Here is a 9,649-nt window from a genome sequence, read left to right on the forward strand (position 1 = left end):
GGTTGTGCGTGAAGATAATGACCTGACGCCCTTTCTTCGCCTCGGCGACCAGACGCTGGGCGACCTTGCGTAAGCGCAGGTGATCGAGCGAGGACACTGGGTCGTCGATGATGATACCATAGCGCGGGTCATAGCCTCCGATCTCGGCTAGGAAGCAGGCGAGCGCCAGCGCTCGCTGCTCACCCTCAGAAAGGACCTGGTTGTTCTTCACGGCACCGGCACCTTGAAGACCCACCGAGAACAGGCTCTTGCCGCCCGAACTCGAGTCGCTGACCTTGAACGGAAGGTGGTTGAGGTCAAGCGAGCCGATCTCCTCGGCTATTCGACGTTCCAACTCCTCGGTCACGAGCTGTTTGCGCAGGGCGGTGATTTGCGTCGAGATCGAACGTGTCGCCACTTGTGTCTGGCAGCTCGCCAGCGATCTTTTCTCCACGACGTCCCAAAGACGCTGAAGGACCGTCTCGAGGTCGTTCGCGAGCTTTACACGGTCCTTGAGTTCAGCGAGCCGCGCCCGCATGGCATCCAGCGCTTCGGTGTGGGAGGCGCTTTGCTGGAGCGACACGGCCTCCTCCTCTAGGCAGGCGACTTCGGCAGATGCCGTCGTGATGATCGCGGCGACATCCGGAGCGGGCGCCGGGTTCGCAGTTTCGTTCAGCAGAGTGGTTCGCCTCGTCTCGAATTCGCGCAAGATCCTAATGATCTCGACTACGGTGTCCGCACGCGTGGCGTTGAGTTGGCCGTAGGCGGCTAGGCTCTCTTCGACGATCACAACGTCGGGCACTTTGACCTGCTCGACTTGCGCAAGAAGCTCCTGAAGGGCTTTGCGCGCAGCGTCGGCGCGCTTTGTGGCCTCACCACTCACGAAGTCGTTGAAGCGCGCTAGTCGAGCGGCGCCAGACGAGGTGAGCGGCTCGAGACACAGGAGGCAGAGGTCGCCGGTCGTCTCCGGTAGACGCTCGGGCGCTGACTCCATTCCAGCGGCCGCGAACTTGCGCGCCGCCTCGAACAGGATGCGCCACGCTTGGCTGCCAACATTCGCGACGGGTTCGTCCGCAAAGGTGGCGGATGCTGCGATCTTCTCAGCCTCTTCAGCCTGGACGAGCTCCCGCCGTGTGGATGCGATCGCCGCGCCAACAGTTTCAGAAAGCCCATTTCGAAGGCCACCCAGCACTTCGCACACACGCTTCAGCACTGCGACGGCGCGGCGGCGCGTCGCCGCCAAGGCGACAGGATCGGCGGCGAGTTCTGCCTCCAGTCGGTCGAGTTCCTCCATTTCCGTCGTGGAAAGTTCAGATAGCTTGCGAAGTTCATCCTCGGTCGGCAGCGAAGAATCCTTTGGATCAAGTTTGGCGAGCGTCAACGAGACAGTACTACCTGAGGTGTAGCCCGCGGGCAGCGGGACGCGCAGCCGCGATGCGAGGTCCTTCTCTTCCTCGGAGAACTTCGCGGCCATCCTCTGGCAAAGTTCGCCATGGTGCTCGAGGATTGCGATTTCGCGGGGGAGGTAGGCGATCCTGTTCTCGCCATCGACGTAGAGTCGGGCATTGTGACTGTCAAAAACTGAGATCTGGCGGAGCTGTGAGGGTGCGGGGGTCGCGGGATCCCACTCGATGTCGGTCACCGCATCGTCGCCGATCTTGTAGCGCACCTGCACCCGCATCGGCCCGCCGGTGGCATCGAAGACGTTCCCCCGCAGCTGGTCCGCGGTGAGGCTGCGGCACAGCCGCTTGGCAATGCGTGTGTATCCGCTCTTCCCGCTCCCGTTCTCCCCATACACCAGTGTGATACCCACTGCAGCCATGCGCAGCTTCTGGCCACCGGCGAGCCGGTCGATGTTCTGCACCGGACCGAGCTGCACCAGCACGGTTCGCCTCGCCTCCCCAAATCCGCCGCCGAGATGTGAGGCATCGATGGAAATCATTGGGTGAACGGAGGAGTCAGCACGAGCCGCGGCACGCACGTTGTCGAGGATGCAGTCGGCATCCACCTGCTCTACTAAATAATCCGCCGAGATGGCGATCCGTCGCAGGCTGTCCTTCACCCAGTCGGGCTGTTCTGCGGCCCAACCTAATAGATCTTTGGCCATTTTCTCTCTCCTATAAGGCGAGTATGCTTGCGTTTATCGAAGCACGCAAGCGGGGGCCAGCTAAGCCGACGGGTCCCCACTTCGTTCGGCCTGGCCAACGGCACGAGATCGGGCCGCGCCAGATGCTGCGCTCCCCTTGCGGGTGCTGCGCGCATCCGCGTGGTGGCGAAAGTCAGATCCACACCGATTTCACACCTTAGGTGGGTGCTGCTCGATCCAGGCTTGGAGGATCCGTCGAACCATTTCCGGGCGGGTAGGAATATCGGGCTGGTCGCGTCTGAGTGCGTCGATCGCCTCGATCATCTCCCTGCCCAGTCTCAGGGTAAGGGCTTCTGTATCTTTTTTAGGGGGCGCCATTGAATTTTACCATTTTGATGTTGACATCATAATGGCATTATCACATATAAGACGAGCGGGGGCAAGAACTCTCACCTTCCTGTCCACCGCTCTTGCCACCGCGATCTATAGGGAGACCGCAATGACCAAGTCCGACCGTATCACCCCCCGCCGCCCGAATGAAGGGATCACCGTCGCCCAGACGGCAGTCAGCTACGGCTTTGCCGAGCTGCTGCGCTCGCTCGATGCCTGCATTGCGGCTGAGCGCCCTCTCCAGCGCGGGGTCGCCGACATCTTCGCCCCCAACTTCGACACGGCGCTGGCCGAGGCGGAGCAGGCCCGCGACGCTCTCCTCGCCAGCCTGAGCACGGTGATCGACCTTCACGAAGAGCGCCCTTCGGACCGCGCGCTGCGCCTCATGGCTATGGCGCTGAAGACGCTGCTTTCCATCGAGTGTGACGAGGACCGGGTGTACCTGGCCGACGCGTTGATGCAGAACGCCCAGCTTCTCGAGGTTCAGGGAGCCCACCCCACGATGCGGGCGGTGCGCCGCGTACAGCAGCACTTCTTCCGCAGCTGCGTCGTTCTGATGTCCATGCAGGACTTCGGCGGACCCGGCCCGGATGGCGACGGCGCCTGCGGACCGGCGCTGGCCGCCTGATCGGGCCGACCCCGCGCGCCATTCCGAGGGGGCCCGGCCCCCTCGCGTTTTCTTCCCTTTAATGAAGGTGCACGCTCATGCAGCCTTTTCTTCCCGGCCTGACTATGCCGCCCCGCCCCACTGAGACCCGTGACGCCCGTGTCGCGTTGGCCCGTTACCCGGACATCACGACCGAGGACCTGTGCAGGTACGCAAAATTTTTGGGCGCTTCGGCTGAACTTCTCGTTGACTCGTTGTTCATGCGCTTTGGGGAACGTGTCTTTCCCATGCCGGAACATGAGCGCTGCGATCGAGCGCTGATCCTCCCGGATCGCGCCCCGATCCGCATCCAGGTCAAGACCCGTCATTCGGTAACGGCCTGCGGTGACTATGTGTTCAACCTGAGGCAGCGCAGCGAACGGGGCGCGACAGGGCGCGGTCCATATGACAGCTGCGACTTCGACATTCTCGCCATGGTGGTCTTGTCAGAGGGGGTCGTGAGGTTCACGGCGGACTGGCACCTTCGGCAGATCATCCATGCCTCCGAGATCCCGGAACTTCGGCGGCATCCCCGCCGCAGCCTTGACGCGGCGCTTGCGCGGCTGGGCCATACCGACGCCATTCCCGGCAACTGGATCGACGACCTGGACCTCGCCGCCTGACCGGCTCCGCCGGTCCGACTTCACTCCCGGAACAGCGAACACCCTCGGCCCGCCGTTGCGGCGGACCGGTTCCCCTTTGTCACCTTTTTTGGAGGCTTCCCATGCCGCAGTCCACCACGCCGACCATCGCCCCGACCGTCTCGAACAACGGCGACACGGCCGCCGTGCCCGCGTGGCGCGATTTCGCCGCAGCGATCCGCGAGAGCCTGGTTCATGAGCATCCCGGATGGGCAACGGTCTCCGGCGTCATCACGACCCACCCGCCGCATAAGGCAGCCCCCGACGCGCGGGCCTCTTTGGGTGGACGGACGCAACAGGCGAAGCCCGCCATGCCCCCGGCCGCGACCCCGACCAACCCGGCCAAGACTGCTCACGCCGCGCCCCGGACCGACCTCGATGATATTTTGGATTTCGTCGAGGCGGAGGCGGCCCAGGCCGCCGCCGAGCTGCTGGCGGATGCCCTGCCGCCTCTTGCTGACGGGGCGGGCAAGGAGGCGCCGGTCCATACCCTGCGGCCATCGGCGGCGCTGGCGGTGGCACGGCTCGCCGCGACCTTTCCCAGCCCCGCTGCGCTTTATCATGCCCTGAGCGCGCCCGGTTCGCTAGCGGTACTCGCGGTGAACTGCCCCGGTCTGGATGAGACCGTCTACAAGCTGCTCGAGCATCTCCTCGCCCGCGCCCCCTTCTGGCCGGATGATGCACCCCTTCCCCTCGCCATGCGCGCGGAAGAGACGGTACTGTCCAAGGACGCCCGCAAGTCCGGCGTGGGCCCGGTCGGTCAGATGGTTTCCATGTTCCGGACGACATTGGAGACGCGACGCGCGATCGTCGCGGTGGCGCTGGCCGCCGGGACCCTGCCCTCGGCGCTGCGCGCGTTGAAGCCGCAGGTGATCCACCTCGCTCCCCTCGACCGGTCCATGCTGGCGTGGCTCCTGACTGACGCTTACCCCGATACGGGGGGCGACTTTGAGGGTGGCACGGTCGGGGTCGACCTTCTGCCAGAAGACGCTCTGTGCAAGGGGATCGGGGCAGAGGACCTGGTCCTTGCGCTCCGCAGCCCGACTTTGGTCGGCGCGATCGCGGCCCTGGTCGCGGCCACGACGCCCGGCACCCCTGAGGGGCCGGGACTGGCCGATTTCCCGCTGCCGCGGGAGGTGCGCGAACCGGTCGAGCAAATGGTCGCCGACTTGCGCGCTTGGCAGGCCGGGGAGCTTCCGTGGAAGGACGTCTCTCGTGGCCTCCTCCTCGCCGGCCCGCCGGGCTGCGGCAAAACGGAAGTCCCGCGCCTCATCGCCAAGTCCGCGGGCATCAACGTGATTTCCGGCTCGATCGCCGACTGGAGCGCGGAAGGCGGCCGCGGGTCGGAGGTGGTCAAGGCCATGCGCGAGGCCTTCGCCAAGGCTGCGGCCAACGCCCCTTCGATCCTTTTTGTTGACGAACTGGATGCGGTCGGCGACCGCGACCGCGTGGGGGACAACAATCGCACCTGGACCGAGTATGTGGTGACGGCCCTTTTGGCCGCAATGGACGGATATGACGGCCTCGAGGGAGTGGTCCTCATGGGCGCGACGAATCATCCGGAGCGGATCGACCGCGCGATCCGTCGGCCCGGGCGCTTCGACAAGGTTCTCAGCCTTGGATACCCGACACACGAGCTGATCCCCGCCGCGATCCGGTGGCAGGCGTGGCCTGATCTGGCGGATATCGACCTGACCGGCCTCGCCGCCCGCGCTGTGGGGATGAGCGGGGCAGACATCGCAGCCTGGGTCCGGTCCGCCCGGGCGCTGGCCCGGCGTGAGTGGCGCCCGCTTGGCGTGGAGCACCTCGAGACCGCCCTGAACGAGTTGCGCCCGCAGATGCCGGACGCCCTGCGCTGGCAGATCGCGGTGCACGAGGCGGGCCATGCCGTCACCGGGGCCGCCACCGCTGTCGCCCGCCCGCAGATGCTTGCGATCCAGGGGGGTGGAGGGGTGACCCGCCAGTCCCTCGAGCGCCGCGGCCAACGCCGGGGAGACCTGATCGACGCGCTCGCGATCGATCTGGGGGGAAGAGCGGCGGAACTTGTCGTGTTCGGCCAGCCGTCGGGTGGGGCCGGTGGGGACAGCACCAGCGACCTCGCTCGCGCAACCCAGACGGCGGCGACGCTGGAGCTGTCGTTGGGTCTGGGCGAGCAGCTCCTCTGGCTGGGAGATCCGGAGACGGTGCTGACCCGCCTGCGCGTCGAGCCGTTCCTGAGGGCGCGGGTTGAAGCCCGCCTCCAGGAGGCCCAAGCCCGCGCTCTGCGGATTGTTGAGGCCAACCGCAGCGTCCTGGAAGAGATGGCTACGGCGCTGGTCCGGACGAGCCTGCTCACGGGACCCGCACTGGAGGCTCTGGTCGCAAAGGTCGTGCCGGAGCCGGCGGCCGGATCGGGGCATGTGACTGTGGACCCCATCGATCAGGACGGCATCGTCAGCCCCTCCGCAGGTCAGGTCGGGCACCGGGGTGCCGCCCTTCTCACCCTCGCGCCGGAACAGCCGCATGCACCGTCGGCGCGCGACCTGCGGACCCGTCAGGACCGAGCCGACAACAACAACGGGGCACCGGACCCGGACATTACCCAGCCCTTTGCGGCCTGACGGCCCCGGCAAGCGGCGCGCCCTGTGCCGAGGGCGGGGCGCGCCGTTCGGGGACCAGGCCCCTTACCCGAGACACTATGTATAAGGAGACAGTCATGCCCGAGAGCACACGTCATCTGCCGATGATCACCCGGTTCTACCGCCGCCTGCGGCGAGATCGGAACCTGTTCCACCGGCCGACACATCGCCGGACAGCGCCCCCGCCCCAAAAGATCCGGTTTTGCGGTCAATTTTCGGCCGTGCCGCGCGACCGTTCGCGCGGCCGGCATGTACCGGTGCGGTGATCCGGGGGGCGGGGCGGCGTCATGGCGGCCGCTTGCGTCTGCCCTCCCCCCCCTTTGTCAGTCAGCGCCGAGGTCAGACCTGAGGACATCGCCGACCTGAGCGCAGAGGTCAGTGCTGACCTGAGCGCTGACCCAAGCACCGACCTAAGCGCCCACATCAGCGCAAACCTGAGTGCTGAGGCGGTGCGGCTGGATTTCTGCGGCGTCAATCGTGTCGAGCTGCTGCCGCGTATCCACATGTTTCGCGGGGCGCGGGCTTCGGCGGCGTAGCGCGACGGCGTTTCGGGCCTTACATTTCCGGTCAAGCGCAGACTGCGCGGTTGAGCGGCAGAAGGCCGGCTCGGGTTTCACCAGATCGGCGGGGGCCAGCATGGCCAAGGACAAGAAGGGGCCGGGGATCGGCAAGAAGAGTGGGGCGGACTATCGGGCGTCGCACCGCGCGTACAGCGCGGCGTCGGCGGATCGCAAAAAGGCGATGGGAATGACCCGGGTGTCAGCCTGGGTGCCCGCGTCACGCGCGGAGGCGTTGAAGCGCTACGCGAAGCGCCTGTGCGAGGGTCACGAGCCCGAGACGAACGCGGGCAATCAGGCAGGATCGGGGTGGGTCACCCTGCTCGTGATCCTGTTCATCGGGTCGCGGAGGAAGCGGAAGACCCCGCAGCCCGATGACCGCCAGCGCGACCTCTTTGGGCCCGCGTAAGCGGGCCCAAAGCCCCCTGCCCTCCCGGTTGTCCACATAAACGTTTCGGGTGGCCGTATTCGGTGCGGGACGGAGGGGGCGGGTCTGGGGTAATCTTGCGTCACGGGCCCGTGGGGCCTGTGGAGCAGAAGCTCCAGCCAATCTTGTTCTCGATGGCGCCCAAGAAAGCGGCGCAGGAGGGGCGGGACCATGATGAATGACGCGGAAAGGAGCTGCGCGGAGGCAGCATGAGCCGGGCTTGGCCCGGACGGGAGAGACGGAAGACGGGACCGGGCGCGGGGCGTGCCCTGCCCCGAAGACGAAGGTCCCCGGGGCTGAGGCGACGACGCCTGGGCCTGTGCATGAAGCACCGGGACCGGGAGCGCCGCTGCCCCCGCCGCACCCGGCGCTGGTTGAGTTGGTGCGGCTGCTGGCGCGGGCGGATGCGCGGCGGGCACGGTCGGAAGAGAGAGGGACGCGGTGATGAGAGAGAAGATGGCACTGCGCGCGGCGATCTACGCGCGCTATTCGTCGGACATGCAGTCGGCGGCCTCGATCACCGACCAGGTGCGGATCTGCCGCAGGTTGGCCGAGGAGCGGGGCTGGCAGGTGGTGGAGGTCTTCGCGGATGAGGCGATCAGCGGGGCCACGCACCTGCGCCCCGGATTTCAGGCGATGCAGCAGGCGGCGATGACGGGCCGGTTCGACGTGCTGGTGGCCGAAGCGCTGGACCGCCTGAGCCGGGATCAGGAACACATCGCGGGCCTGCACAAGCGGATGCGCTTTCTCGGGGTGGAGATTTTCACGAAGGCGGAGGGCGCGATCAGCGAGATGCACATCGGGCTGGGCGGTACGATGTCCGCCCTTTTCCTGCGCAACCTCGCGGAGAAGACGCACCGCGGCCTTGAAGGCCGGGTCAAGCAGGGCAAGTCCGCTGGCGGGATCAGCTACGGCTATCGGCTGGACCGCCAGCCGCTGCCGGATGGAACGCATACGACCGGGGACCGGGTGATCGACCCTGTCGAGGCGGCAGTCGTGCGGCGGATTTTCACGGAATATGACCGGGGCCTGAGCGCACGGTCGATCGCGATCGGGCTGAACCGGGACGGCATCGCCCCGCCCCGCTCGGGCGGCAAGGGATCCGGGACGTGGAGCTTCTCGACGATCTCGGGGAACTGGCAGCGCGGGACGGGGATCCTAAACAATGACCTGTACCGGGGTCGCCTGGTCTGGAACCGGCAGCATTTCGTGAAGGATCCGGACAGCGGCAAACGGCAGGCCCGGATGAACCCGGCCTCCGACTGGATCACCGAAGAGGTCCCGCACCTGCGGATCATCGACGATGCCTTGTGGACCCGGGTCAAACAGCGGCAAGGCGCGATCCGGGAGGATATCCTGACGGAACGGGCGGAAGACCCCGGCGCGCCGAAGATCGAACGCGGCCACCGCCCGCGCTACCTGCTGTCGGGCCTTTTGACCTGCGGCTGTTGCGGGGCCGGTTACATCATGATCAGCGACACGCGCTATGGCTGCTCGGCCGCCCGGAATCGGGGCACCTGCGCCAACAGGAAGACGATCGCGCGGGAGGACGTGGAGCCCCGCGTCCTGAACGGGTTGCAGTCCCGGCTGATGCACCCGGAGCTGATCCGGGAGTACACCACGACCTGGCAGCAGGAGATGCAGGCGGAGCGGCGGGAGACCCTGGCCACCCGGGCGAGCAGGAACGGCGCCTCGCGAAGGTGCTGCGCGATATCGAGAACATCGTGACGGCGATCACCGAGGGGATGTTTCACCCGAGCATGAAGGCGAAGATGGACGCGCTGGAAGCGGAACGGGCAGAGCTGGAGGCGAAGCTGGCCGCCCTGCCCGAACCGGAACCCGTGGCCATCCACCCCGGCCTCGCCGAGACCTACGCCCGCAAAGTCGCGGACCTTGCAGAAGCCCTGAACGATCCGGAGGCCCGGCCGGAAGCGGCTGAGCTGCTGCGCGGGCTGATCGAGAGAGTGACGCTGACGCCGGACCCGGACGCGCCGAACGGGCACTTGATCGAACTCCGGGGCGAGCTTGGTGCGATTTTGTCGTTGTGTAACGAGGGCTTGGGCACAAATGCCAACGCCCGCAGCAGAGCTACGGGCGTGAGGCAAGTGACGGTGGTTGCGGGGGCAGGATTTCAACACTGTTTGGCGCGATATCGGGCTGCCTGAAATCTCATTCGAAGCAGGGGCGGCCCGTGGCCGCCCCTGCATTTCCTGAACATCCCTGATCAGAACCGGCGCTCGAAGCCCAGTTGGAAGCTGGTTCCTGTGCGGTTTCCAATCCGGTCTGCGATGATCCGAGCGTCATA

Annotated in this window: 8 protein-coding genes; 6 read left to right on the forward strand and 2 right to left on the reverse strand. The window is 66.4% G+C overall.

Annotated elements, in window-relative coordinates:
• Together C5F46_RS14920 and C5F46_RS14925 are read right to left on the reverse strand one after the other, a co-directional pair.
• Positions 1-2,086, reverse strand: a 2,086-nt coding sequence (locus C5F46_RS14920) for an AAA family ATPase (RefSeq protein WP_107326122.1), incomplete at its 3' end; no start/stop codon positions are given.
• A gap of 189 nt (positions 2,087-2,275) precedes the next feature.
• Positions 2,276-2,443, reverse strand: a complete 168-nt coding sequence (locus C5F46_RS14925; RefSeq protein WP_107326123.1) for a ribbon-helix-helix domain-containing protein — start codon at positions 2,441-2,443, stop codon at positions 2,276-2,278.
• A gap of 121 nt (positions 2,444-2,564) precedes the next feature.
• Here C5F46_RS14925 and C5F46_RS14930 point away from each other — a divergent pair, with 121 nt between their 5' ends.
• From C5F46_RS14930 to C5F46_RS16935, 6 genes are all read left to right on the forward strand, one after another.
• A complete protein-coding gene (locus C5F46_RS14930) occupies positions 2,565-3,083 on the forward strand; it encodes a hypothetical protein (RefSeq protein WP_107326124.1) in 519 nt (172 codons plus the stop codon).
• A gap of 77 nt (positions 3,084-3,160) precedes the next feature.
• The gene (locus C5F46_RS14935) at positions 3,161-3,724 is read left to right on the forward strand and encodes a PDDEXK-like family protein (RefSeq protein ID WP_107326125.1); all 564 of its coding nucleotides are present in this window, start codon (positions 3,161-3,163) and stop codon (positions 3,722-3,724) included.
• A gap of 101 nt (positions 3,725-3,825) precedes the next feature.
• Positions 3,826-6,342: an AAA family ATPase gene (locus C5F46_RS14940; RefSeq protein ID WP_107326126.1), complete on the forward strand. Its 2,517-nt coding sequence runs from the start codon at positions 3,826-3,828 to the stop codon at positions 6,340-6,342.
• A 654-nt stretch (positions 6,343-6,996) separates the two neighbouring features.
• Entirely contained in the window at positions 6,997-7,326 is a 330-nt protein-coding gene (locus tag C5F46_RS14955; RefSeq protein ID WP_107326129.1) for a hypothetical protein, read from the forward strand.
• Between the two features lie 474 nt (positions 7,327-7,800).
• On the forward strand, positions 7,801-9,072 hold the full coding sequence (locus tag C5F46_RS14960) for a recombinase family protein (protein WP_201161430.1): 1,272 nt from the start codon (positions 7,801-7,803) through the stop codon (positions 9,070-9,072).
• Complete coding sequence (locus C5F46_RS16935) at positions 9,045-9,509, forward strand: hypothetical protein (RefSeq protein ID WP_201161429.1); 465 nt, start codon at positions 9,045-9,047, stop codon at positions 9,507-9,509. Before C5F46_RS14960 ends, C5F46_RS16935 begins: the two co-directional genes overlap by 28 nt.
• Positions 9,510-9,649 lie beyond the last annotated feature (140 nt).

The organism is Phaeovulum veldkampii DSM 11550, assembly GCF_003034995.1.
In the GTDB taxonomy this organism is placed as follows: Bacteria; Pseudomonadota; Alphaproteobacteria; order Rhodobacterales; family Rhodobacteraceae; genus Phaeovulum; species Phaeovulum veldkampii.